The following is a 22,901-nucleotide window of genomic DNA, read 5'->3' on the forward strand; positions in this document are numbered from 1 at the left end:
AACCAGCAGCGCCCGACGGGGGCGGGCCAGGGGGCCGGAACCGGCGGGTCCGGAAGGCACCGAGGGGGTGCGTCGGCGGAGAACACGTCGGCACAGCCGCACGGCCGCCACCGTCGGCCCGCCGACGAGGAGTCCAGGGCGGCCTGAGAGCCGCTCGGCAGGCGCGTCTCAGCACGACGGGAGGGCCCGGACCGGCGGATGGCCGACGCTGTTGACACCAACAGCGTCCGGCGGCCGGCCGGGCCCTTCCGTGTGCCGCCCTCCCCTGCTACCGCCGCTTCAGGCCGAGGACTTCGGCGGCGGCGAAGGTCTCGTTCGGGGGCCGGTCCGCGTAATACGGGGTGAGCAGCCCGTCCAGCTCCGCGAAGGTGAAGGTCTCCTTCACCGCGTCGAACCGGGCGGCCACCCGCGGCCGTTCCACGACGGCGACCATCCCCCCGTGCACGACGAGCAGTTGCCCGTTGACCCCGGCCGCCGCCGGTGAGGCGAGATAGCCGACGAGCGGGGACACGTGCTCGGGCGCCAGGGGGTCGAGGGCGCCGTCCGCCGGTTCCTGGAACCCCGCGAACACGTCCTCGGTCATCCGGGTGCGGGCGCGCGGGCAGATGGCGTTGGCGGTGACGCCGTACTTGGCGAGGGCGAGCGCGGTGGAGGTGGTGAGGCCGACGATGCCGCCCTTGGCGGCGGCGTAGTTGGGCTGGCCCGCCGAGCCCGCGAGGAACGCCTCCGAGGAGGTGTTGACGATCCGCCCGTAGACCGGTCCGCCCGTCTCCTTGGAGCGGGCGCGCCAGTGGGCGGCGGCGAAGCGCGTGGTGTTGAAGTGGCCCTTGAGGTGGACGCGGACCACCGAGTCCCATTCCTCCTCGGTCATCGAGAAGACCATCCGGTCGCGCAGGATGCCCGCGTTGTTGACCAGGATGTCGAGCCGGCCGTAGGTGTCGGTCGCCAACGCGACGAGCGCGCGGGCCTGTTCGTGGTCGGAGACGTCGCCGAGGTGGGCTGTGGCCTGCCCGCCGGCGGCGCGGATCTCGGCGGCGACCTCCTCGGCGGGGGCGGCGGACGCCTCGCCGGAGCCGTCGCGGCCGGGCTGCCCGTAGTCGTTGACGACGACGGCCGCGCCCAGGCGGGCCAGTTCCAGGGCGTCGGCCCGGCCGAGGCCGCGGCCCGCGCCGGTGACGATCGCGGACAGTCCGTCCAGCGGAAGGGGAAGTGACATGGGAGTCCTCAACGTCGTTGGCCGGGCGCCGGGTTCAGAGCTCTATGCAGGTACGCAGCGACTCGCCCGTGCGCATCTGGTCCAGGGCGTCGTTGACGCCGTCCAGCCGGACCCGGTGGGTGATCATCGACTCCAGGTCGATGCGGCCCGCCCGCCAGAGCGCGATGGCCCGGTCGAAGGAGCGCAGGACGTCCCCGCCGCCGTACAGGGAGGGCAGGATGCGCTTCTCGTCGAAGAACAGCTCGAACATGTTGACCTGGAAGCTGTCGTCCATGGCTCCGGCCCCGACGACGCACAGGGTGCCGCCGCGGCGGGTGTTCTCGTAGGCGGTGCGGGCGGTGGCGGACTTGCCGACGACCTCGAAGACGTAGTCGAAGCCCTCGCCGCCGGTGATCCGCTGCTTGGCGTCGGCCAGCCCGTCGGGGGCGACGGCCTCCGTCGCGCCGAAGCGGAGGGCGGCCTCGCGGCGGGAGGCGACCGGGTCGACGGCGATGATCTGCGCCGCGCCCTGGACCCGCGCGCCCTGGATCGTGGAGATGCCGACGCCGCCGCAGCCGATCACGGCGACCGAGGAACCGGCCTCCACCTTCGCCGTGTTGATGGCCGCGCCGAGGCCGGTGGTGACCCCGCAGCCGATCAGTGCGGCGATCTCGAACGGTACGTCGTCGGGGATCGGCACGGCGGAGCCCGCGCCGACGACGACCTCCTCGGTGAAGGTGCCGGTGCCCGCGAAGCCGAAGACGTCGCCGCCGGGGCGCCTGAAGTTCGGGGTGCCCGCGTTCATGAAACCGGCGAGGCACAGCTGGGTCTGGCCGCGCTTGCAGGACGGGCACTCCCCGCAGGCGGGCAGCCAGCAGACGAGGACCCGGTCGCCGGCGCTCAGCCCGGCCACCCCGTCGCCGACGTCGACGACCTCGCCGGCGCCCTCGTGGCCGGGGATGAAGGGGGCGGGCTGCGGGAGGACGCCGCTCATCGCGGAGACGTCCGAGTGGCAGAGGCCGGTGGCGCGGACGCGGAGCTTGACCTTTCCCGGGCCAAAGCCCACCGCCTCGACGTCGTCGAGGACTTCGAGCTTCTCCTGGCCTGTCTCGTGCAGTACGGCTGCGCGCATGGGTTACGGCTCCCCTCACATCGTCATCTACATCAGGGTTCTGCTGTGCTCAGGCGTGTTCGACAGCAGGCTTGTCCATCGTCAGGAGTGTTCGACGACCGTGTCGGCGAGGACCGGCGCGTCGTCCCGCTCGGCGGCGGCGACCGTCACCCGGACGCGGCCGGCCCCGGCCCACATCCGGATCCGGAGGGTCTCGCCGGGGAAGACGACGCCGGCGAAACGGGTGCGGTAGGCGGTGATCCGGGAGACGTCGCCGTCCAGCAGGGTGTCGGTGACCGCCTTCAGCGTCATGCCGTACGTGCACAGTCCGTGCAGGATCGGCCGGTCGAAGCCGGCGAGCTTCGCGAAGGCGGGGTCGGCGTGCAGCGGGTTCCAGTCCCCCGAGAGACGGTAGAGCAGTGCCTGGTCCTCGCGGACGGCCCGCTCCACCGTGCGGTCGGGGGTCCGCTCCGGCGGGGCGAGGCGGTCGGAGGGGCCGCGTTCGCCGCCGAAGCCGCCCTCCCCGCGTACGAAGATCTGGGCGTCGTTGGTCCACAGCGGCCCGTCGCCGTCGCTCGCCTCGGTACGCAGCACGATGACGGCGGCCTTGCCCTTGTCGTACACCGCCGCGACCTTCGAGGTCTGCACGGCGCTGCCGGTCACCGGGATCGGGCGGTGGACGCGCAACGACTGTCCGCCGTGCAGGACCGCGGCGAGGTCCACGTCGATCCCCTGCGCCCCCATGCCGCCGAATGCGGCCGTGCCGGCGCCCGCGACGGTGGCGAAGCTCGGCAGCACCTGGAGCCGGGACTCCAGGGTGTAGCGCAGTTCGTCGGGGTCGGTGGCGGGGCTGCCCGCGCCGAGACCGAGGTGGTAGAGCTGGACGTCCTTGTGGTCCCAGCCGATCTCGGCTCGGCGGGGTTCGGCGGCGAGTGCCGCCCGGGCATCAATGGGCATGACGGAGCAGCTCCTTGATGGTCCTGGTCGCTGGGAAGACCTCGGCACGGCCGTCCGCACCGCCGGCCGCACCGAGGTCGTGCGGTGACCGGCAGGGCACGCCCTTCTAGAACGCGTTCTAGCCGATGGCCCATGTATAACGCAGGCCAGGAAAGTTGGGAAGACTGCTGACGTCTCGTCAGATCCATGGATGGGGTCCGGGTCACCCCGCGGTCGGGGCCTCGACCGGAAGGTCCGCCGGCGGGCGGGGCCTGCGGTGGTTCGGCAGCCAGATCAGCATCACGACCACCCCGGCCAGCAGGACCCCGGTCGCGGTGCGGAAGGCCAGCGCGTATCCGGCGGCGACCTCGGCCGCGTCACCGGAACCCGCGGTGCGCGCGGCGGCGACCGTGGAGAGCACCGAGAGGCCCAGCGCGCCGCCCATGGTGCGCGAGGTGTTGACCAGGCCGGAGACGAGTCCGGCGTCCCCCGGCTCCGCACCGGAGGTGGCGAGGGTGGCGAGCGGGGTGGAGGCGAGACCCGCGCCGGCCATCATCAGGACGCCGGGCAGACAGATCGTGGTGAGGTAGGAGCCCTCCACACCCATCGTGGACTGCCAGCCGAAACCCGCGGCGGTGATCAGGACCCCGGCGACGGCGAGGCTCTTCGCCCCGGCGCGCACCATGAGGCGGGGGGCCAGCTTGGAGCCGATGATGACGGCGGCCGAGGTCGGCACCAGCGCGAGACCGGCCTGCAACGGCGTGTAGCCCAGGACGTTCTGGGCGTACACGGTCATGAAGTACCACATGGAGAACGTGGCCGATCCCATGAGCAGCATCGACACGTTGGCCGAGGACACCGCCCGTACGGAGAACACGCGCAGCGGGATCAGCGGGACGGCGGTCCGCGCCTCGACCAGCACGAAGGCGGCCAGGAGCACGGCCCCGGAGAGCAGCGGCACCAGGGTGGCGGCGGCCGTCCAGCCCTCGACCTCGGTCTGGACGATGCCGTACGCGACGGCGGCGAGGCCCGCGGTGACGAGGACCGCCCCCAGGAAGTCGATGCGGCGGCGGTCGCCCGCGCGGCCCTCGGTGATCCGCAGGGCGGCGGCGACCAGGACGAGTCCGCCGACGGGCACGTTGATCAGGAGGACCCAGCGCCAGGAGAGGGCGTCGGTGAGGATCCCGCCGATGAGCCCGCCCGCCGCGCCGCCGCCGGCGCCGACCGCCATCCACGTACCGATCGCCTTCGTCCGGGCCGGCCCTTCGGGCACCGCCGCGGTGAGGATGGTGAGGGTGGCGGGAGCCAGGACGGCGGCCCCGAGGCCCTGTGCGGCACGGGCGGCGAGGAGCTGCCAGCCCTCCTGGGCGAGGCCGCCCGCGAGCGAGGCGGCGGTGAAGACGCCGAGTCCGACGAGGAACATCAGCTTGCGCCCGTAGATGTCGGCGGCCCGTCCGCCCAGGAGCATGAACCCGGCGAACGCGATCGAGTAGGCGTTGACGACCCACTGGAGGCCCGCCGCGCTCAGCCCCAGGTCGGCCCGCATGGAGGGCAGGGCCACGTTGACGACGGAGACGTCGAGGACGACGAGGAACTGGCCGGTGCAGGCGGCGAGCACGACGGCCCAGGTGCTCGGACGTATTCGGGAGGTGATCGACGGGGCGGAGGCGGGGGCGGAGACGTCAGGCATGAACGTCATGGTCGCAGGCGACAGGTGGCCCGTACATCAGGTATCGGGAGCCACATCCGGGCCGCCGACCGCCGGACACCGATCGCCATGGTGGCACATCCCCCATATCGCCGCATACGACCCTCATAGTGGTGGGTTATGAGTACGGAGAACGCTGACGTGTCCCCCGGCCGGTCTCCCTCCGGCCCCGCGGATTCCGGTGCGGGCCCGGGGACGGACTCCTCGCCGGACCGGGTGGTGGTGACGATCGGAGTGCTGGGCGTCGTCGGGATCGTCCTGTGGGCGGCCCTCGGCAAGGACACCTTCCAGAGCGCTTCGGACGCGGCCCTCCCCTGGGTGCTCGACAACTTCGCGTGGCTCTTCGTCATCGCCGCCGACGTCTTCCTGGTGCTGTGCCTCATCATCGCCTTCAGCCGTTTCGGCCGGATCCGGCTCAGCAGGGACGACTCCCCGCCGGAGTTCTCGAACTTCTCGTGGATCGCGATGATGTTCAGCGCGGGCATGGGCATCGGGCTGATCTTCTACGGCGTCGGGGAGCCCGTCGCGCACTATCTGAGCCCGCCGCCCTCCAGCGGGGCCGAGCCGCAGACGGCGGGCGCCGCGAGCGCCGCGATGGAGTACTCCTTCTTCCACTGGACCCTGACTCCGTGGGCGATCTACGGCATCGTGGGCCTGGCACTGGGCTACGCGAGCTTCCGCATGGGCCGGGGCAACCGGTTGAGCTCCGTGTTCGTGCCCCTCGTCGGCGAACGCAGGGCGAACGGCGTCCTCGGCAAGGTCCTGGACCTGCTCGCCGTCTTCGCCACGGTCTTCGGCACCGCGACGAGTCTGGGACTGGGCGCCCTCCAGATCGCCATCGGACTCGATCTGACGGCAGGTCTCGAACAGGGCACCGGCGTCGAGCTGACGGTCATCGCCGTGCTCGGCGCGGCCTTCGTGGTCTCCGCCTTCACCGGGTTGCACGGCGGGGTGAAATGGCTCAGCTCGATCAACCTCGTCATCGCCGCGGCCCTCATGGTCTTCGTGTTCGTCACGGGCCCGACCGTCTACCTCCTGGACGTGCTGCCGTCCTCGGTCGGCGGCTACCTGAACGACCTCCTCCCCATGGCCTCGCGCACCGGCGCCTTCGGCGGCCAGAGCTGGCTGGGCACCTGGACGATCTTCTACTGGGCCTGGTGGCTTTCCTGGGCGCCCTTCGTCGGTACCTTCATCGCGCGCATCTCCAAGGGCCGCACGATCCGCGAGTTCCTCCTCGCCGTTCTGCTCGTACCGAGCGGGGCGACCGCCCTGTGGTTCGTGGTGCTCGGCGGGACCGGTATCCGCCTCGCCGAGACAGGCGTCGTCGACATGGCCGAGAAGGCGAAGGAGGGGACGGAGGCGACCCTGTTCGCGATGCTCGACGCCCTGCCGGTCGGCACGCTGACGTCGTGGGCCGCGATGATCCTGATCATGATGTACTTCGTCACCAGCGCGGACTCCGCCTCCCTGGTCATGGGTTCGCTGACCAGCAGGGGAGCCCTGCACCCGCGGCGCTGGCTCGTCGTCACCTGGGGACTCCTCATGGCGTCGGTCGCGGCGGCGCTGTTGGTGGCCGGCGGGCTGGAGTCCCTCCAGAGCGCGACGATCCTGGTGGCCCTGCCCTTCGTCGTGGTGATGCTCTTCCTGTGCTGGTCCCTCCTGCGGGAGCTGCGCGCCGACCCGGCCGGCGGCCCCAAGCGCAGCGAGGGTCTGCACGGTATGCGCGACGCGGTACGGGTCATGGTCGGCGAGGAGCTGAGCAACCAACCGGGGTCCCGCCACCGCCATCTGCGGCGCGCGGCCTCGGCCCGCACGACGAACGCCGAGGACGACCGGGACGGGGAGGGCCGCCAGGCGGGCGGGACCTCCGGGCGGGAGAGCTGACGAGCGGCCCCGGGGCCGGGGGGCCGCCCCCCGGGCCGGGGAACCTCAGCAGCGCCGCAACAGCGTGACCACCGCCGCTCCGCCGAGGCCGATGTTGTGGGCGAGGGCGGTCCGTGCGCCGGGCACCTGGCGGGCGCCGGCCTCGCCGCGCAGTTGCCAGGTCAACTCGGCGGCCTGGGCGATGCCGGTGGCGCCCAGCGGGTGGCCCTTGGAGATCAGCCCGCCGGACGGGTTCACCACCCACCGCCCGCCGTACGTCGTCGCCCCGGACTCGACGAGCGTGCCGGACTCCCCCTCGCCGCACAGGCCGAGCGCCTCGTAGGTGAGGAGTTCGTTGACGGAGAAGCAGTCGTGCAGCTCGATGACGTCGAGATCGTCCGGGCCGAGGCCGGAGGCCGTGTAGACCTGCTGGGCGGCGGCCCGGGACATCGGGGCTCCGACCGCGTCGATGCAGCTGCCGGAGGCGAAGGATGCCTCGGTGTCGGTGGTCATGGCCTGGGCGGCGATCTCCACCGCCCGCTCCCCCAGTCCGTGCCGTTCGACGAACCGCTCGGAGACGACGACGGCCGCCGCCGCCCCGTCGGAGGTGGGCGAGCACTGGAGTCTGGTGAGGGGGCGGTGGACGGTGCGGGCGGCGAGGACCTCCTCGACCGTGTACGGGTCCTGGAACTGGGCGTACGGGTTGTTGACCGAGTGCCGGTGGTTCTTGGCCCCGACCGCGGCGAGCTGCGCGGGCGTCGTCCCGTAGCGCTCCATGTGCTCGCGGGCCGCGTTGCCGAAGATCTGGGCGGTGGGCGGGGACATCTCGAAGCCGTGGGCGGCGGCCATGATCCCGTAGTGACGGGCGACGGGCGAGGCCGCGAAGTCGCCGCCGGCGTCCGCGCCGCCGCCCAGCGAGCCGCGGGCCATCTTCTCGAAGCCGACGGCGAGGACGCAGTCGCTGCCGCCGCCCTCGACGAACTGCCGGGCCATCATCAGGGCGGTGGAGCCGGTGGCGCAGTTGTTGTTGACGTTGTAGACGGGGACGCCGGTCAGGCCCAGTTCGTAGACGGCCCGCTGTCCGGCGGTGGAGGCCTGGAAGCAGTAGCCGACGGGGACCTGTTCGACCTGGTCGTAGCGGACGCCCGCGTCGTCGAGGGCTGCGGTGCCCGCCTCGCGGACCATGTCCCAGTACTGCCAGTCGCGGGTCTCGGGCTTCTCGAACCTCGTCATGCCGACGCCGACGATGCAGGCCTTCATGGTGCGGCTCCTTCTTGTCCGGTGCGGTGGGTCCGGGGGGACGCCGTGCGCGGTCAGTCCCTGGGGAGGCCGAGGATCCGTTCGGCGACGACGTTGAGCTGGATCTGGGTGGTGCCGCCCGCGATGGTCAGGCAGCGCGACATCAGGAAGCCGTGGAGGGCCCGCTCCCCCGCCGCCGGTTCGTCCACCGCGCCGTCCGGGCCGAGGAGTTCGAGGGTGAGTTCGGCGACCTTCTGCTGGTGGAGGGTCTGGACGAGTTTGCGGACCGAGGCCCCGGCGCCCGGTCCGCGGCCGGAGACCTGCTGGAGCGTGGTGCGCAGCTGGACGCAGGCGAGCGCGTGGGCCTCGGCGGCGAGCGCGCCGATCCGGGTGCGGGTGGCCCCGTCCAGCCCGGCCGAGCGGGCGATCAGGGCTTCCAGTCCGCTGTCGAAGGTCATCTGGTCGGCCATGTGGACGCGTTCGTTGCCCAGAGTGTCGCGGGCGACCCGCCAGCCGCCGCCGACCTCGCCGACGACGGCGTCGGCGGGCAGCAGGACGTCGTCGAAGTACACCTCGTTGAAGAGGGCCTCGCCGGTGATCTCCTTGAGCGGGCGGATGTCGATGCCTTCGGCGTTCTTCATGTCGACCAGGAAGTAGGTGAGTCCGCGGTGCTTGGGGGCGTCCGGGTCGGTTCGGGCCAGCAGGATGCCGTGGTCGGCGGTGCGGGCGGCGCTCGTCCAGACCTTCTGCCCGGTGATCCGCCACCCCTCTTCGGTGCGTACCGCGCGGGTGCGCAGCGCGGCGAGGTCGGATCCGGCATCGGGTTCCGAGAAGAGCTGGCACCACTGGAGGTCGCCGCGCAGGGTGGCCGGCAGATAGCGCTCCCGCTGTTCCTCGGTCCCGTACGCGATGAGGGACGGCACCACCCAGGTGGCGATGGACAGGTCGCTGACGCGGATGCCCTGTTCCCTCGACTCCTGCTGGATCGCCAGTTGCTGTACGGGTCCGGCGCCCAGTCCGTACGGGGCGGGAAGGTGCGGGGCAGCGTAGCCGGTGCCGGCGAGGGCGCGGCGGGCCCCGGCCGGTGTCAGGCCCCGGGCGGCGGCGAGGTGGGGGCGGGCTTCGGCGCGGTGGCCGGTGGCCTCGGCGGGGAGTTCCAGGGCGAGTTCGCGGCGGGCTCCGGCCTCGGCCAGGCGGGCGGCGCGCAGCCGGTGCGGGTCGGCGGTGCCGAGGAGCTGGCGGGCGAGGACGGCCCGGCGCAGCTGGAGGTGGGCGTCGTGCTCCCAGGTGAAGCCGATGCCGCCGAGGATCTGGATGGCGTCCTTGGCGCAGGTGTACGCGGCCTCCGGTGCGGTGGCGGCGGCGAGCGCGGCGGTGAGCCCTCGCGCCCCGGGCCCCGTGCCATCGGGCCGGGCGGATTCGTCGGCGGCGCGGGCCGCGTCCCAGGTGAGGGCGCGGGCCTGTTCGAGGCGGACGAGCATGTCGGCGCAGAGGTGTTTGACGGCCTGGAACGCCCCGATGGGCCGTCCGAACTGCTCGCGTACGGAGGCGTGCGCGACGGCGGTGTCCAGGCTCCGGGCGGCACTCCCGCAGGCGTCGGCGGCGAGGAGGACGGCGGCCAGGTCGCGGACGAGCGCGGAGTCCAGGGGCAGCACCCGGTGCGCCGGTACGGGCACGGCGTCGGCGCGCACTTCGGCGGTGGGCCGGGTCGGGTCGGCGCTGCGGTGCGGGCGCACGGCGAGACCCTCGGCCCCGGCGTCCACGAGGAACCAGCGCCGGCCGTCGGGCGTGGCGGCGGGCAGCAGGAGCAGGTCGGCCGCCCCGGCGGTCAGGACGGGCGGGGCGGTGCCGTCGAGCCGGTGGCCGCCTTCGGCGGGGGTGGCGGCGAGGGTGCCGGGCGCGAGGGCGAGGGCGGCGGTGCGGTCCCCCGCGGCGAGCTCCCGGAGCGGTCCGCCCAGCTCCTCGGCCCCGGCGGCCACCGCGTGGCGCAGCACGGCGGAGGTGAGCGCGGTCGCGAGGTAGGGGCCGGGCAGCGAGGCGTACGCGGCCTCCTCCAGGACGACGGCGAGGTCGAGGAGGCCCCCGCCGCCACCTCCGTACGCCTCGGGCAGATGGATGCCGGTGAGCCCCTGCGCCGCGAGCGCCTCCCAGTGGGCCGGGCGTACGCCGGGGACGGCCGGGCTCTCCGTGTCGAGGAGTTCGCGTACGTCGCCGGGGGGCGCGGCGCGGGCCAGCCAGGCCCGTACGGAGTGCGCCAGCGCGCGGTGCTCCTCGGTGATCCCGATGCCGGTGCCGATGCGTGTGCCTGCGCCTGTGCCTTTGCCGATGCCCATGCGGGTCCTCGCCGGTCGGGGCCGTTGGAACGGCGCAAGAGTAGAACACGTTTCAATCCGACGGAAGGTCAGGAGACCCCTGGATCCGGACCGGAATAGGGCACGGCCGGGAAGCGTTCACGATGCACGCACTTGGGGGGAGCCCGGGTGATGGACGCTGCCCGGAGGCCCCACGTATGCGACGGACGAAACAGATACGGCACACCGGGGAGCTCTCCGGGCCGCGGCAAGCGCGCTCCGGCCCCATCGTGCCCGTCCTCGCCTTCGCGGGCATCACCGTCGCGGTCATGCAGACCCTGCTCGTCCCGGTCATCAAGGACCTGCCGGTCCTGCTGAGCACCGACCCGGCCAACGCCACCTGGGTGATGACCGCCACCCTGCTCGCGGGCGCCGTCTCGACCCCGATCATGGGGCGGCTCGGGGACCTGTACGGCAAGCGGCGGATGCTGCTCCTCTCCCTCGCCGTCATGGTGGTCGGCTCGCTGATCTGCGCGTTCACCGACGACCTGGTCGTGATGATCACCGGCCGCGCGCTCCAGGGCTTCGCCATGGGCGCCATCCCGCTCGGCATCGGCATCATGCGCGACGAGCTGCCGCGCGAGAGGCTCGGCTCGGCGATGGCCCTGATGAGCTCGTCGATCGGGGTGGGCGGCGGTCTCGCACTGCCCGCCGCCGCACTGGTCGCCCAGCACGCCGACTGGCACGCGCTGTTCCTCGGCTCGGCCGGGCTCGGACTGCTCGCGATGGCGCTCACGTACGCGCTGGTCCCCGAGCCGCCGCCGCGCGCGCCCGGTACCTTCGACGTCGTCGGCGCCCTCGGGCTCTCGCTCGGTCTGGTCCTTCTCCTGCTGCCGGTCACCAAGGGCAGCGACTGGGGGTGGACCTCGGCCCCGACCCTCGGGCTGCTCGCCGCGTCCGCCGCCACGCTGGTGCTGTGGGGCCTGTACGAACTGCGCATCCCCGCGCCGCTCGTCGACCTGCGCACCACCGCCCGCCGCGAGGTGCTGCTCACCAACCTCGCCTCGATCATGGTCGGGGTCGCCTTCTACGCGGTCTCCCTGGTCCTGCCGCAACTGCTCCAGCTGCCCACGTCCACCGGCTACGGCCTCGGGCAGTCCATGGTCGTCGCCGGGCTCTGTGTGGCTCCGCTCGGCGTCACGATGATGTTCGTCGCCCCGCTGTACGCCCGGATCTCGGCCCGCCGCGGCCCCAGGACCACGCTGATGCTCGGCATGCTGGTCATCGCGGTCGGTTACGGGGCCGGGCTCGGGCTGCTCAGCGCCGCCTGGCAGACCGTGCTGATCGCGGTGGTGCTCGGCGCCGGGATCGGCCTCGCCTACTCCTCGCTGCCCGCCCTGATCATCGGGGCCGTCGACCCGTCGGAGACCGGCGCGGCCAACGGTCTCAACACCCTGATGCGGTCCATCGGCACCTCGGTGTCGAGCGCCGTCATCGGCATGGTGCTGGCCGACACCTCCGTGACGACGGGCTCGGTCCAGGTGCCGTCCATGGAGGGCTTCCGGATCTCGTTCCTGATCGCCATGGGGGCGGTGCTGATCGGCCTGGTGCTGGCGGCGCTCCTGCCCTCCCAGCGCCCCTCCGCGCACCCGGTGCTCCTGGCGGGCAGCGCGGACGACGCGCGGGCCGCGCAGACCGCACGAGCCGCCGGGCCGGGCTCGGTCAGCGCACCGGGGCGTCGAACCGCGGCACCGTCGTGAGCAGCCGGGACACGTCGGACCCCGGCAGGAGTTCCTGAGGCCCGGCCGCGCGGGAGAACAGCCGGGCGGGGCGGGCACCCTGGACGTGGGCCCGCTCCCCGTCGACGCGGAGCCAGGAGCCCTCGCGCAGCCCGAGCACGGGTACGTCGTTCTCCTCCAGGAACTCGGTGAGCCGCTCCTCGCGGGTCTCGCCCTTGTGGGTGCTGGCCGGGTCCGGGTCCAGGTAGTGCGGGTTGATCTGGAACGGAACCAGGCCCAGCGTCTCGAAGGACGGCGGCTGCACGATGGGCATGTCGTTGGACGTGCGCAGGGTCGGGGCGGCCATGTTGGTCCCCGCGCTCGCGCCCATGTAGGGCAGCCCGTCCCGTACCGCGTCGCGGACGGCCTCGCGCAGACCGGTGCGGTAGAGAGCGGCGAGCAGCCGGAAGGAGTTGCCGCCGCCGATGAACACCGCGTCGGAAGCGGCGAGTGCGGCGACCGGGTCGGGGTTCTCGTGGACGCCGCGCACGGTGATGCCGGACGGCTCCAGCGCCTCGCGGACCCGGGCGGTGTACGCGGTGTGATCGGCGAGCGCGTACGGGACGAAGGCGAGTCGCGCGTTCGCGGGGAGGAACGCGGTGACGGTGTCCAGGGCGTGTTCCAGGTAACCGCAGCCGTACTGGGTGGAGTTGGAGAGCAGCAGCAGATTCACGGGGTTCCTCGGGTACGTCGGGCACATCGGGTCGGTCAGGCGCGCCGGGTCGGGTGGGCGGGTCGGTCAGGCAGGGCGGGGCGGTCGGGTGGAACGGATCGGTCAGGTGGTGGTGCGGGGCCGCCGGGCGCGGGGCTTCGGCCGCTGCGGCGGGTGGGTGAGGCGCTGCTCCAGCAACTGGGCCGCGTGGCGCAGCGCGTCGAGCCGGTCCTCGGGCGCCCCGCGGAACCGGTCCTCCCCGCCACCGAGGCTGAGGCTTCCGTACGGCTCGCGCCCCAGGAACACCGGTACGGCGACGGTCGCGATCCCGGTGTCGTACTCGCCGACCGTCCAGGCGTAGCCCTGGGCCCGGATCTTCATGAACTCCCGTTCCAGCAGGTCCGGTTCGGTGACGGTGCGGTCCGTGAAGCGTGCCATGGGGCGGCCCCGGAAGAGCCGGTGGCGCTGGTCGTCGGGCAGATAGGCGTAGTAGGACTTACTGGTCGCTCCCGCGTGCGCCGGGTAGAGCTCGCCGACCAGCGGGTAGTAGCGCAGCGGCCCGGCCTCGCCCTCCTCGGCGGCCACGCAGCGCATGTGGAAGCTGTCGGGAAGGCAGAACAGGACCGTGTCGCCGGTGGTCCGGCGCAGCTCCTCCAGGACCGGACCGGCCAGCAGCTCCAGCGAGCCCGAGCGCTCCCAGAGCCGGCCGAGCCGCAGCACGGCGGGGCCGATGCGGTAGCGGCGGGTGACCGGATCGGAGACCAGGAAGCCCCGGCCCGCCAGGGTGGCGAGCAGCCGCTGGGCGGCGGAGGTGTCCCAGCCGAACTCCTCGGCGACCTCGGTGACGCCCCAGTCGGGCCGGGTGCGCTCGAAGGCGAGCAGCACCAGGAGCGCCCGGTCGACGGTTTGCAGCGCCCCGGCGGGCGTACGCCGGTCCAGATCGAATTCGGCCATCGTCATCTCACCATTCAGACCAGAATTGCATATAGCGGGAAACAGTTGCGCTCAACGCTATCCGATCCCGAATGTTGCCTCAGCACCCCGCCCCGCGCTCTCCCCCGTCGAGCGCCGGGCGGGTGTCAGGATCAGGAGAAAGAGCCCCCATGTTGAAGTACGTACTGGACATCGTCGAGCTGCTGGACGATCCCCAGGTCAATGGCAAGACGGTCGTCGAGTACCTCGACGCCGCAGCGGGGGCCGAGGGCTCGTCCGCGCAGGTCACCACCGTCACGGGTGATCAGGGCTCGACGGACTTCGTGCTCGTCCGCATCCCCGGCTCCCAGGGCCGGACGGCGGGCGGCAGCGCCCGCACCCTCGGTGTGGTGGGCCGGCTCGGCGGTATCGGCGCCCGGCCCGAGGTGACCGGCCTGGTCTCCGACGCCGACGGCGCGGCCGCCGCCATCGCCACGGCGGCCAAGCTGCTCGACATGCGCCGTCGCGGCGACGTGCTGCCCGGCGACGTGATCGTCGCCACGCACATCTGCCCGAACGCGCCGACCGAGCCGCACGACCCGGTGCCGTTCATGGGCTCGCCCGTGGACATCGCCACGATGAACCGGCACGAGGTGACCGCCGACATGGAGGCCGTGCTCTCCATCGACACCACCAAGGGCAACCGGATCATCAACCACAAGGGCCTGGCCCTGTCGCCCACCGTCAAGGAGGGCTGGGTACTCCGGGTCAGCGAGCAGCTCGGCGAGCTGCTGGCCGTGGTGACGGGTGAGCCGTTGGTCACCTACCCGGTGACCACCCAGGACATCACGCCGTACGGTAACGGTGCACACCACATCAATTCGATCCTCCAGCCCGCCACCGCGACCGCCGCTCCGGTCGTCGGTCTCGCGGTCACCTCGGCCGCCGCGGTACCGGGCTGCCAGACGGGCGCGAGTCACGAGAGCGACATCGCGTCCGCCGCCCGCTACGCCGTGGAGGTCGCCAAGGGCTTCGGCGCCGGGCAGCTGGACTTCCACGACACGGTGGAGTTCGACAACCTCGTCAACCGCTACGGGTCGCTGGCTCACCTCCAGACCCTCGGCCGCACCACCCAGGAGTCCTGATGGCATCCGCCCCGCAGGCCGGCGCCACGGCCCCCGAAGCCAAGAGCATCGGCAGCGACGACTACTCGCTCTCGCGGGTCCCGCGCGACAAGCGCTTCGGCTTCTGGTCCATGCTCCTTCAGTGGCTGGCCCAGTCCGGCTCGATCTCCCAGTTCACCCTGGGCGCCACCATCGGCGTGGGCATGACCTTCGGGGACGCGTTCCTCGCCTTCACGCTCGGCGCGGTGATCCTGGAGATCGTGATCTTCGCGATCGGTCTGGCCGGTATGCGCGAGGGTCTGGCGACCCCGATGCTCACCCGCTGGACGGGCTTCGGCCGCAACGGTTCGGCTCTGGTCAGCTTCGTCATCGCGGTCAGCCTGGTCGGCTGGTTCGGCGTCCAGAACACCATCTTCGGCAACAGCGTCTCGGCGCTGGTCGGCGGACCGTCCTGGATGTGGTGCGTGATCGCGGGCGTCGCCATCACGGGCCTGGTGATCTTCGGCTTCAGGTACATGGCCCTCTTCGCCAAGATCGTCACGCCACTGTTCTTCGGCATGGTCGCCTGGTCGATCGTCACGACGCTCAACGACCACTCGATCAGTGAGCTGATCAGCTCGCCGCCGCCCGGCGAGGCGATCCCGCTGGCCGTCGCCGCCACCGCCATCGCGGGCGGCTACATGACCGGTGCCATCGTCTCCCCGGAGATGACCCGCTACAACAAGAAGGGCTCGCACGTCTTCGTGCAGAGCGCCTCCTCGATGATCCTCTCCGAGTACATCGTCGGCATGGTCGGTGTGCTGCTCGGCCACCTGGTGAAGTCGAGCGACGTCTCCCACATCGTGCTCTCCACCTCGGGCGCCTTCGGGGTGATGGTGGTCCTGATGTCCACCGCGAAGATCAACGACTGGAACCTGTACGGCTCCTCGCTCGGCGTCGTCAACTTCTTCCAGGTCGTCTTCCGCAAGCGGCTGCACCGCGGCGTGGTCACCGTCGTCCTAGGCATCGCCGGCACACTCCTGTCCGCGGTCGGCATCATGACCCACTTCACGGAGTTCCTCTCCCTGCTGGGCGTGATGATCCCGCCGATCGGCGGCATCATCGTCGCCGAGTACTGGGTCGTGAAGCGGATGCGCAAGCCGCTGGACGACACCCGGGAGGCGGAGACCCTGCCGCTCACCTCGCCCACCTGGGTGCCGATGTCCCTGGTCATCTGGGTCGTGGCGTTCTGCGTCGGCAAGTTCTACGACGGCGGCATCCCGGCCCTCAACTCGCTGGCCACCGCCTTCCTGCTGTACTGCGCCCTCGGCCTGCTGGGCTGGGTCAAGCCGTACGGCACCTCCACCCTGGACGACGAGGGCGGCGGCAGCCCCGCCCCCGCCGCCCGCGCGACCACTCCGGCAGGAGCAGCATGAGCCTCACCCCCGCCTCCGAGCAGGCCCAGACCGAGGTCGTCGACCTCTGCGCCGCACTGATCCGGTTCGACACCTCCAACCCGACCAGCGACGAGCGCGCCGCCGCCGACTGGGTGGTGGACCGCCTCGACGAGGCGGGCATCGCGTCCGAGCTGGTCGAGTCCGCCCCGGGCCGGGCCAGCGTCATCGCCAGGATCGCCGGGAGCGACCCCACCCGGGGCGCCCTGCTGGTCCACGGCCACCTGGACGTCGTACCGGCCGACGCCGCCGAGTGGCAGGTGCCGCCGTTCTCGGGCGAGATCCGCGACGGTTACCTCTGGGGCCGCGGCGCGATCGACATGAAGGACACGGTGGCGGTCATGCTGGCCACCGCCCGGCACTTCGCCCGCACCGGTACGCGGCCGGCCCGCGACGTGGTGCTCGCCTTTCTCGCCGACGAGGAGGCGGGCGGAAAGTTCGGCGCCCACTGGCTCGTCGAGCACCGGCCGGACCTCTTCTCCGGGGTCACCGAGGCGATCGGCGAGGGCGGCGGCTTCTCCTTCGCCCTCGACGACACGCGCCGGCTGTACCCGATCGAGAACGCCCAGCGCGGCATGGCCTGGATGGAGCTCACCGCGAACGGCCGGGCCGGCCACGGCTCGTCGCCCAACGACGAGAACGCCGTCACCGACCTCGCCGAGTCCCTCACCCGGATCGGCCGCGAGACCTTCCCGATCCGGCTGATCGAACCGGTCCGCGCCCTGCTGGAGGAGGCCGCCCGGCTCTACGGCGTCGAGTTCGACGAGAACGACATCGAGGCGAGCCTCGCCCGTCTCGGCCCGGTCGCGGACTTCATGCAGGTGGTGCTCCGCAACTCGGCGAACCCCACCATGTTCACCGCCGGCTACCAGACCAACGTGATCCCCGGGAAGGCCACCGCCCGCGTCGACGGCCGGTTCCTCCCCGGTCACGAGCGGGAACTGATCGACACGATCGACCGGCTCCTGCTCCCCTCCGTCAGCCGTGAGTGGGTCAACCACGACATCGCGATGGAGACGACGTTCGACGGCCCGCTGGTCGACGCGATGTGCGACGCCGTCCGCGCCGAGGACCCGGACGGCCACCCCGTCCCGTACTGCAACCCGGGTGGCACCGACGCCAAGGCCTTCACCCACCTGGGCATCCGCTGCTTCGGCTTCAAGGGCCTGAAGCTCCCGCACGACCTGGACTACGGCCGCCTCTTCCACGGCGTGGACGAGCGCGTCCCGCTGGAGGGCCTGCGCTTCGGCGTCCGTGTCATGACCCGTCTCTGGCAGAGCTGCTGACCCCAGGGCCACAGTTCGCCGGGGGCCCCGCCCCGACCCGGGCTCACCCCCCGTACGCCCCCGCCGATCCCTTCGGCGGGGGCGTACGGCACGATGGGGCGCCGTTCCGCACTCACCCCGCCCCACCTGGAGGAACCCCGTGACCGTCGAGTCCGCAGCCGGGCCCACGCCGGAGATCCTCGCCGCGTTCGAGGCCGCCAAGGGCTTCATGCCGGTACACGAGGGTCTCGCCCTGTACGCCGCCGCCACCGAGGCCGGCGCGCTCGGGCTGCCGCTGCTGGAGGTGGGCACGTACTGCGGGCGGTCCGCGATCCTGCTCGCGGACGCGGCGCGCGCCGCCGGGGTGAGCGCGCTCACCGTCGATCACCACCGGGGCAGCGAGGAGCAGCAGCCCGGCTGGGAGTACCACGACCCGAGCGTGGTGGACCCGGAGGTCGGGCTGATGGACACCCTGCCGACGTTCCGCCGCACCCTGCGCCGGGCCGGCCTGGAGGACCATGTGGTGGCGCTCGTCGGGCGCTCCCCGCAGGTCGCCGCCGTGTGGGCCGGGCCGCTCGGGCTCGTCTTCGTCGACGGCGGCCACACCGACGAGCACGCGAACGCCGACTACGAGGGCTGGGCCCCGCATGTCGCCGAGGGCGGGCTGCTGGTGATCCACGACGTGTTCCCCGACCCGGCCGACGGCGGACAGGCCCCCTACCGGATCTACCTCCGGGCCCTGGCCTCCGGGGCGTTCGCCGAGGTGTCGGTGACGGACTCGCTGCGCGTGCTGCGCCGCACGGGCGCCGGGATCTGAGCCGTACGGGAGCGGGGCCCGGGTCGCGCGGGCCGCGGTCCGAGCCCTCCGGACAGCCGGGTGGGTAGCATCGCCGCGTGCCGTACGACGACAGCCCTCTCCCCACCCGCCGCGCCCGGCCCCACTCCGTGGCCGCCGCGCTGGCCGCCGTATGCCTGACCGCCGCCGGATGCGGCGGCGGCCCGGAAGCCGATGGGACCGGTGCGGCCCCGCCCCGGCCCGGCGCGGACGCCTCCTCCCCGACGGCTCCGGCACCGGCCGGAACCGCTTCCCCCACCGACTCCGCGAAGCCGCTGCCGAAGGGCCCGCTGACCGGCCGGACCGTGGTGATCGACCCGGGGCACAATCCGCGCAACCGGGACCACACTCGGGAGATCAACGAGATGGTCGACATCGGCACCGGCCGCAAGGAGTGCGACACGACCGGTACGTCCACCGATGACGGCTACGCGGAGGCCCGGTTCACCCTCGACGTGTCCCACCGGCTGCGCACGCTGCTGGAGGCCGAGGGCGCCCGGGTCCGGCTGACCCACGACGGCGACCGGCCGTTCGGGCCGTGCATCGACGAGCGGGCCCGGATCGGGAACGAGGCGAAGGCCGACGCGGTGGTCTCGGTGCACGCCGACGGGTCGGCCGTGGGCAACCGGGGCTTCCACGTGATCCTGCCCGCGGGGGTGAAGGGCGGCGGGGCCGACACCTCCGAGATCGTGAAGAGTTCGGCCGATCTCGGCGCGGGGATCGCCGGACACTTCGCCCGTACGACCGGAAGCGAGCCCTCCAATTACGTCGGCGGAAAGACCGGTCTGGACACGCGTAATGATCTCGGCGGACTGAATCTGTCGACCGTGCCCAAGGTGTTCGTGGAATGCGGCAATATGCGTGATCCGAAGGACGCGGCCCTGCTCACCAGCGCGAGTTGGCGGCAGAAGGCGGCCCGGGGCATGGCCGACGGCATTGCCGGCTACCTGAAGGGGTAGTTCTGCGGTGATATTGGGGGGATAACCGCTCATGATCCGGGCACGGGCACAACCCGCCCGGGCAGACGATAGATTCATCCGTACGATGGGGAGCCGCTCCCGAGCCATGAGCCGCAACGGCGGCAGCGACGACCGCCCCGACGAGACGACCGACTAAGGACCTTCACGTGAATATCCGATCCCTCACTCGAGGCGACGGCGTGGTGATCGGAGCAGCGGTCGTGCTGTTCATCGCCTCATTCCTCGACTTCTCCAGCTACGACTGCCCGCAGGGCGTCGACTGCTCCCGGTTCGACAGCCCGAACGCCTGGGACTCGCTCGGACTCCTGATGAGCGTCTTCCTCGCCGGAGTCATCGGCGCGGCGCTGCTGATCGTCAGCCGTACGATGCCGGGCCGCAAGGTCGTCGGCCTCGACCTCGGCCAGTTCGGTGCGGCGCTCACCGTCTTCGCGCTGTGGACCGCCTTCTGGACGATTCTCGACGTCAACAGCGCCGGCGCGGGCCTGATCCTCGGCCTGCTGGCCACCATCGTGCTCGTCGCGGGCGCCGTCGCAGGTCCGATGATCCCCGCGCTCAAGGCCCCGCTCGTCAGCCCGGCCTCCCCCGCGCAGGGCGTAGGGGCCGGACAGGCCCCGTACGGCGCGGGCCCCGGCCAGGGCTACGGCTTCCCGGCCGGCCAGCAGCAGCAGCAGCAGCAGCCGTACGGTGCCCAGCCGAGCCAGGGTTACGGCTACCCCGGCGCTCCGCAGCAGGGCGGGCCCGCCCAGGCCGACCCGGCGCAGGCGCAGCAGGCGCAGGCCCAGCAGCCCTCGCAGGGCGGCGCGGCCCCGGCGGGCGACTTCACCCCGTTCTGGTTCGCCGTTCCGGTGGCCCGCCCGCTGTACGGCGAGGACGGTTCGCCGAACCCGATCGCCGAGCTGGCGCCGGGCACCTGGTACCTCGCGGTGGAGCAGCGCGGCCAGAGCCTCATCGCCCAGACGCAGGACGGCCGTCGTGGCGTTCTCCAGGACACCACGGGCATCCAGCGCGGCTGATCCGTCCGCCGCAGCACACGTCACGGCCCCTCGCCCTACCGGGCGGGGGGCCGTTGTCGTACAGTCCAACCCGGTCGACCTACCTGACGCCTAGTCAGCTATGGCTGGAGGAAACGGAATGCGGCTCGGACTCGCGCTCGGATACTGGGGCCGCGGCCCGGACCCCGGCCAACTCGCCCTGGTCCAGGAGGCCGAGCGGCTCGGCTACGACTCGGTGTGGACGGCGGAGGCCTGGGGGTCGGACGCCTTCACTCCGCTGACCTGGATCGCCGCCCACACCTCCCGGATCCGGCTGGGCACCGGCGTCGTCCAGATGGCGGCCCGGACCCCCACCGCGACGGCCATGCACGCCCTGACCCTGGACCATCTCTCCGGCGGCCGGATGCTGCTCGGCCTCGGCCTGTCCGGACCGCAGGTGGTGGAGGGGTGGTACGGGCGGCCGTTCCCCAGGAGCCCGCTGACCGCGACCCGCGAGTACGTCGAGGTGATCCGGCAGGTGCTGGCGCGGCAGGCTCCGGTGGAGCTGGCGGGCCGCTTCCACTCCCACCCGTACACCGGCCCGGACGCCACCGGGCTCGGCAAGCCGCTGAAGCCGATCACGCATCCGCTGCGGGCCTCGCTCCCCGTCCTGCTGGGCGCGGAGGGCCCGAAGAACATCGCGCAGACCGTGGAGATCGCGGACGGCTGGCTGCCGCTGTACTGGTCGCCGCTGCGCACGGACGTCTACGGGGCCTCGCTCGCCGGACTCCGTGACGGCTTCATGATCGCGCCGATGGCCCGCGCGCACGTCTGCGACGACGTGGCCGACGGGCTGTGGCCGGTGAAGGCGATGCTCGGCTTCTACATCGGCGGGATGGGGCACGCGGCCCGCAACTTCCACGCCGACCTGATGGCCCGCATGGGGTTCGAGGAGGAGGCCCGGCGGATCCAGGAGCTGTTCCTCCAGGGCCGCAAGGAGGAAGCGGTGCGGGCGGTGCCCGACGCGTTGGCCGACGAGATCTCCCTGATCGGGCCGCGCGCCCGCATCGCGGAGCGGCTGGAGCTGTGGCGTACGGGCCCGGTGACGGATCTGCTGGTCACCGCCCCGGACCCGGACACGCTGCGAGTCCTGGCGGAGCTGAACTCCTGAGGGACAGCCCTCAGGGGCGCGCCCGGGTTTCGACGCTCAGCCGAACGAGGACCGGTCCAGCCAGAAGTCCAGCAGCGCGGCGTCGCCGAGCACCTCGACCCGCGGGCTCGTCGGCTCCAGCCGGCGGTTGAAGACGAGCATCAGGTCGGTGAGCGGTCCGCGCAGCGCGACCGTGGCCCTGTCGTGCGCGTGCCGCCAGGTGAAGCGGTCGTCGCCGAACTCGATCAGCCACTCGGCGCCGGGCACGTCGGTGGCGTGCAGATGCAACGAGCGTCCGCCTCCGACCAGTTCGGCCGCCTCCGGGTCGCCGCCCTCCTGCGAGAAGGAGACGATGCGCAGCCATTCCTCGATGGTGTCGGCGGCCACGTCGGCGTCCACCGTGTACGGGGCACGGGCGGCGAGCGCCGCGTCCGCCCGGTGCACCACGGTCTCGTGCGTCATGCGCCGCGCCCAGAAGGCGGCACGCCGCTCCCACGCCCAGGTCCACACCCCGGCGTCGGGCCCCGCCTCCCGCAGCGCGGCGACCGTGGCCGCGGCCCCCTCGGCGAGCCAGGCGTCCAGCGCAGCCGGGGCGTCACCGTCCGGGCCTGCGATGCCGGGCACCTTGTCCTCGGGGACGTCATCGGTGGCGCGGGTGCGGACGATCTCGCCGACCCAGCGGTGCGCGCCGCCGACGTGCACGGCCAGCTCCCGCAGGGTCCAGTCGGGACAGGTGGGGACGGTCGCGGTGAGGTCGGCGCCGGTCAGCACCGCGCGCAGGGCGTCGGTCTGGGCCAGGATCTCGTCGCAGTAACGGTCGTGGGAGAGAAGCGTCATGGGGCGCACCCTAACCGGCGGGGCCCGGGATGATCATCCGGATTCCGCAGGACGACCGTGAGTCGAAGAGCCCCCGCCGACGGAGAGAGAATGAGGGCGATAACTGCTCCCACGCCAACGTGCCGAAGCCATCGCGAAGAACGGATACGTGACCCATTGATGAGGTTCTCCCCCGACGACGTGGTCTGCCGCGTCTTTCTGAACCTGCGGCGGGTGCGCACCGCCGAGGAAGCGCTGCGCGCCTGGCTGCCGTTGGTCACCGAACTCCGGCCGGTGTCAATGGCGTTCGAGGCGGCTGGTCCTGACGGATTGCGCCGGGGCTTCCTCGCCGATCTCCTCGTGGTCTTCCGGCCTCCGGAGGGCGGGACCGCGGGCGACCGGTTGCTCGCCCCGGTCGACGAGCTCGCCCGACGGCTCGGCCTGGACCCGGCGGAGTTCGAGACCGACGAGGACGGCGTCGGCGGAACGCTGAGCGTGAAGGACGAGCACGACGGCTCGTCCTACGGCGCCTATCTGATCCTCGCCCTGACCGGTGCGGACCCTCTTCGTCCCGAGGGCGAGGAGATGGATTACGACGGCACGGGTGACGATCTTCCCTGACCCCGTCGGGACACGCGGAGG

19 protein-coding genes are annotated in these 22,901 nt (G+C 72.4%); 10 read left to right on the top strand and 9 right to left on the bottom strand.

The genetic code is table 11. The annotated features are described in order from the left end of the window. Nucleotides 1–268: 268 nt before the first annotated feature. The 4 genes from ACH4RG_RS13430 to ACH4RG_RS13445 all read right to left on the bottom strand — a co-directional run bounded on the left by ACH4RG_RS13430 (nucleotide 269) and on the right by ACH4RG_RS13445 (nucleotide 4,941). Nucleotides 269–1,216 (bottom strand): 3-oxoacyl-ACP reductase, encoded by a 948-nt coding sequence (locus ACH4RG_RS13430; protein WP_398539512.1) that lies wholly within the window; start codon nucleotides 1,214–1,216, stop codon nucleotides 269–271. A gap of 34 nt (nucleotides 1,217–1,250) precedes the next feature. Next, nucleotides 1,251–2,327, bottom strand: coding sequence for a Zn-dependent alcohol dehydrogenase (locus ACH4RG_RS13435; RefSeq protein WP_397930294.1), 1,077 nt, complete (start codon nucleotides 2,325–2,327; stop codon nucleotides 1,251–1,253). A gap of 81 nt (nucleotides 2,328–2,408) precedes the next feature. Then, complete coding sequence (locus ACH4RG_RS13440; protein WP_397930291.1) at nucleotides 2,409–3,263, bottom strand: MaoC/PaaZ C-terminal domain-containing protein; 855 nt, start codon at nucleotides 3,261–3,263, stop codon at nucleotides 2,409–2,411. A 202-nt stretch (nucleotides 3,264–3,465) separates the two neighbouring features. Continuing rightward, nucleotides 3,466–4,941 carry an MFS transporter gene (locus tag ACH4RG_RS13445; RefSeq protein ID WP_398160850.1) on the bottom strand — a complete coding sequence of 492 codons (1,476 nt, stop codon included), beginning with the start codon at nucleotides 4,939–4,941 and terminating at the stop codon, nucleotides 3,466–3,468. A gap of 129 nt (nucleotides 4,942–5,070) precedes the next feature. Between ACH4RG_RS13445 and ACH4RG_RS13450 the strand changes: the two genes are divergently transcribed. Beyond that, entirely contained in the window at nucleotides 5,071–6,834 is a 1,764-nt protein-coding gene (locus ACH4RG_RS13450) for a BCCT family transporter (protein ID WP_397916566.1), read from the top strand. Nucleotides 6,835–6,879: 45 nt separating this feature from the next. Here the strand turns inward: ACH4RG_RS13450 and ACH4RG_RS13455 are convergent, their stop codons facing one another. Together ACH4RG_RS13455 and ACH4RG_RS13460 are read right to left on the bottom strand one after the other, a co-directional pair. Beyond that, nucleotides 6,880–8,073 (bottom strand): lipid-transfer protein, encoded by a 1,194-nt coding sequence (locus tag ACH4RG_RS13455; protein ID WP_398539513.1) that lies wholly within the window; start codon nucleotides 8,071–8,073, stop codon nucleotides 6,880–6,882. A 53-nt stretch (nucleotides 8,074–8,126) separates the two neighbouring features. Next, complete coding sequence (locus ACH4RG_RS13460) at nucleotides 8,127–10,385, bottom strand: acyl-CoA dehydrogenase (RefSeq protein WP_398539514.1); 2,259 nt, start codon at nucleotides 10,383–10,385, stop codon at nucleotides 8,127–8,129. Nucleotides 10,386–10,561: 176 nt separating this feature from the next. Between ACH4RG_RS13460 and ACH4RG_RS13465 the strand changes: the two genes are divergently transcribed. After that, nucleotides 10,562–12,103: an MFS transporter gene (locus tag ACH4RG_RS13465; protein ID WP_398539515.1), complete on the top strand. Its 1,542-nt coding sequence runs from the start codon at nucleotides 10,562–10,564 to the stop codon at nucleotides 12,101–12,103. On the opposite strand, the gene pepE is transcribed toward ACH4RG_RS13465, so the two are convergent. Further along, complete coding sequence (gene pepE, locus ACH4RG_RS13470) at nucleotides 12,066–12,794, bottom strand: dipeptidase PepE (RefSeq protein ID WP_397930276.1); 729 nt, start codon at nucleotides 12,792–12,794, stop codon at nucleotides 12,066–12,068. The genes ACH4RG_RS13465 and pepE overlap by 38 nt on opposite strands. A gap of 102 nt (nucleotides 12,795–12,896) precedes the next feature. Then, entirely contained in the window at nucleotides 12,897–13,727 is an 831-nt protein-coding gene (locus ACH4RG_RS13475) for an IclR family transcriptional regulator (RefSeq protein ID WP_397916571.1), read from the bottom strand. 149 nt (nucleotides 13,728–13,876) lie between these two features. Between ACH4RG_RS13475 and ACH4RG_RS13480 the strand changes: the two genes are divergently transcribed. The 7 genes from ACH4RG_RS13480 (at nucleotide 13,877) to ACH4RG_RS13510 (ending at nucleotide 21,464) form a co-directional block, all read left to right on the top strand. Then, entirely contained in the window at nucleotides 13,877–14,830 is a 954-nt protein-coding gene (locus ACH4RG_RS13480) for a DUF1177 domain-containing protein (protein ID WP_397916572.1), read from the top strand. Then, on the top strand, nucleotides 14,830–16,224 hold the full coding sequence (locus ACH4RG_RS13485; protein WP_397916573.1) for a cytosine permease: 1,395 nt from the start codon (nucleotides 14,830–14,832) through the stop codon (nucleotides 16,222–16,224). Before ACH4RG_RS13480 ends, ACH4RG_RS13485 begins: the two co-directional genes overlap by 1 nt. After that, the gene (locus ACH4RG_RS13490) at nucleotides 16,221–17,528 is read left to right on the top strand and encodes a M20/M25/M40 family metallo-hydrolase (RefSeq protein WP_398160846.1); all 1,308 of its coding nucleotides are present in this window, start codon (nucleotides 16,221–16,223) and stop codon (nucleotides 17,526–17,528) included. The genes ACH4RG_RS13485 and ACH4RG_RS13490 overlap by 4 nt, the downstream gene beginning before the upstream one ends. Before the next feature lie 139 nt (nucleotides 17,529–17,667). Next, on the top strand, nucleotides 17,668–18,324 hold the full coding sequence (locus ACH4RG_RS13495; protein ID WP_398160844.1) for a class I SAM-dependent methyltransferase: 657 nt from the start codon (nucleotides 17,668–17,670) through the stop codon (nucleotides 18,322–18,324). A 77-nt stretch (nucleotides 18,325–18,401) separates the two neighbouring features. Beyond that, nucleotides 18,402–19,301 carry an N-acetylmuramoyl-L-alanine amidase gene (locus ACH4RG_RS13500; protein ID WP_397916576.1) on the top strand — a complete coding sequence of 300 codons (900 nt, stop codon included), beginning with the start codon at nucleotides 18,402–18,404 and terminating at the stop codon, nucleotides 19,299–19,301. A gap of 167 nt (nucleotides 19,302–19,468) precedes the next feature. After that, nucleotides 19,469–20,335, top strand: coding sequence for a hypothetical protein (locus ACH4RG_RS13505; protein ID WP_397930268.1), 867 nt, complete (start codon nucleotides 19,469–19,471; stop codon nucleotides 20,333–20,335). A 118-nt stretch (nucleotides 20,336–20,453) separates the two neighbouring features. Beyond that, nucleotides 20,454–21,464, top strand: a complete 1,011-nt coding sequence (locus ACH4RG_RS13510) for an LLM class F420-dependent oxidoreductase (RefSeq protein ID WP_398160840.1) — start codon at nucleotides 20,454–20,456, stop codon at nucleotides 21,462–21,464. Nucleotides 21,465–21,500: 36 nt separating this feature from the next. Here the strand turns inward: ACH4RG_RS13510 and ACH4RG_RS13515 are convergent, their stop codons facing one another. After that, nucleotides 21,501–22,280, bottom strand: a complete 780-nt coding sequence (locus ACH4RG_RS13515; protein WP_397916579.1) for a maleylpyruvate isomerase family mycothiol-dependent enzyme — start codon at nucleotides 22,278–22,280, stop codon at nucleotides 21,501–21,503. Nucleotides 22,281–22,439: 159 nt separating this feature from the next. Here ACH4RG_RS13515 and ACH4RG_RS13520 point away from each other — a divergent pair, with 159 nt between their 5' ends. Next, complete coding sequence (locus ACH4RG_RS13520) at nucleotides 22,440–22,880, top strand: hypothetical protein (RefSeq protein WP_397916580.1); 441 nt, start codon at nucleotides 22,440–22,442, stop codon at nucleotides 22,878–22,880. The last annotated feature ends 21 nt before the right edge of the window (nucleotides 22,881–22,901 follow it).

It is taken from the genome of Streptomyces sp. NPDC021019 (assembly GCF_044333295.1).
In the GTDB taxonomy this organism is placed as follows: Bacteria; Actinomycetota; Actinomycetes; order Streptomycetales; family Streptomycetaceae; genus Streptomyces.

Excerpts from the sequence above, each read along its gene's own strand:
- ACH4RG_RS13430 (WP_398539512.1), bottom strand. The coding sequence starts at position 1,216 with ATGTCACTTCCCCTTCCGCTGGACGGACTGTCCGCGATCGTCACCGGC.
- ACH4RG_RS13435 (WP_397930294.1), bottom strand. The coding sequence starts at position 2,327 with ATGCGCGCAGCCGTACTGCACGAGACAGGCCAGGAGAAGCTCGAAGTC.
- ACH4RG_RS13440 (WP_397930291.1), bottom strand. The coding sequence starts at position 3,263 with ATGCCCATTGATGCCCGGGCGGCACTCGCCGCCGAACCCCGCCGAGCC.
- ACH4RG_RS13445 (WP_398160850.1), bottom strand. The coding sequence starts at position 4,941 with ATGACGTTCATGCCTGACGTCTCCGCCCCCGCCTCCGCCCCGTCGATC.
- ACH4RG_RS13450 (WP_397916566.1), top strand. The coding sequence starts at position 5,071 with ATGAGTACGGAGAACGCTGACGTGTCCCCCGGCCGGTCTCCCTCCGGC.
- ACH4RG_RS13455 (WP_398539513.1), bottom strand. The coding sequence starts at position 8,073 with ATGAAGGCCTGCATCGTCGGCGTCGGCATGACGAGGTTCGAGAAGCCC.
- ACH4RG_RS13460 (WP_398539514.1), bottom strand. The coding sequence starts at position 10,385 with ATGGGCATCGGCAAAGGCACAGGCGCAGGCACACGCATCGGCACCGGC.
- ACH4RG_RS13465 (WP_398539515.1), top strand. The coding sequence starts at position 10,562 with ATGCGACGGACGAAACAGATACGGCACACCGGGGAGCTCTCCGGGCCG.
- ACH4RG_RS13475 (WP_397916571.1), bottom strand. The coding sequence starts at position 13,727 with ATGGCCGAATTCGATCTGGACCGGCGTACGCCCGCCGGGGCGCTGCAA.
- ACH4RG_RS13480 (WP_397916572.1), top strand. The coding sequence starts at position 13,877 with ATGTTGAAGTACGTACTGGACATCGTCGAGCTGCTGGACGATCCCCAG.
- ACH4RG_RS13485 (WP_397916573.1), top strand. The coding sequence starts at position 14,830 with ATGGCATCCGCCCCGCAGGCCGGCGCCACGGCCCCCGAAGCCAAGAGC.
- ACH4RG_RS13490 (WP_398160846.1), top strand. The coding sequence starts at position 16,221 with ATGAGCCTCACCCCCGCCTCCGAGCAGGCCCAGACCGAGGTCGTCGAC.
- ACH4RG_RS13510 (WP_398160840.1), top strand. The coding sequence starts at position 20,454 with ATGCGGCTCGGACTCGCGCTCGGATACTGGGGCCGCGGCCCGGACCCC.
- ACH4RG_RS13515 (WP_397916579.1), bottom strand. The coding sequence starts at position 22,280 with ATGACGCTTCTCTCCCACGACCGTTACTGCGACGAGATCCTGGCCCAG.
- ACH4RG_RS13520 (WP_397916580.1), top strand. The coding sequence starts at position 22,440 with ATGAGGTTCTCCCCCGACGACGTGGTCTGCCGCGTCTTTCTGAACCTG.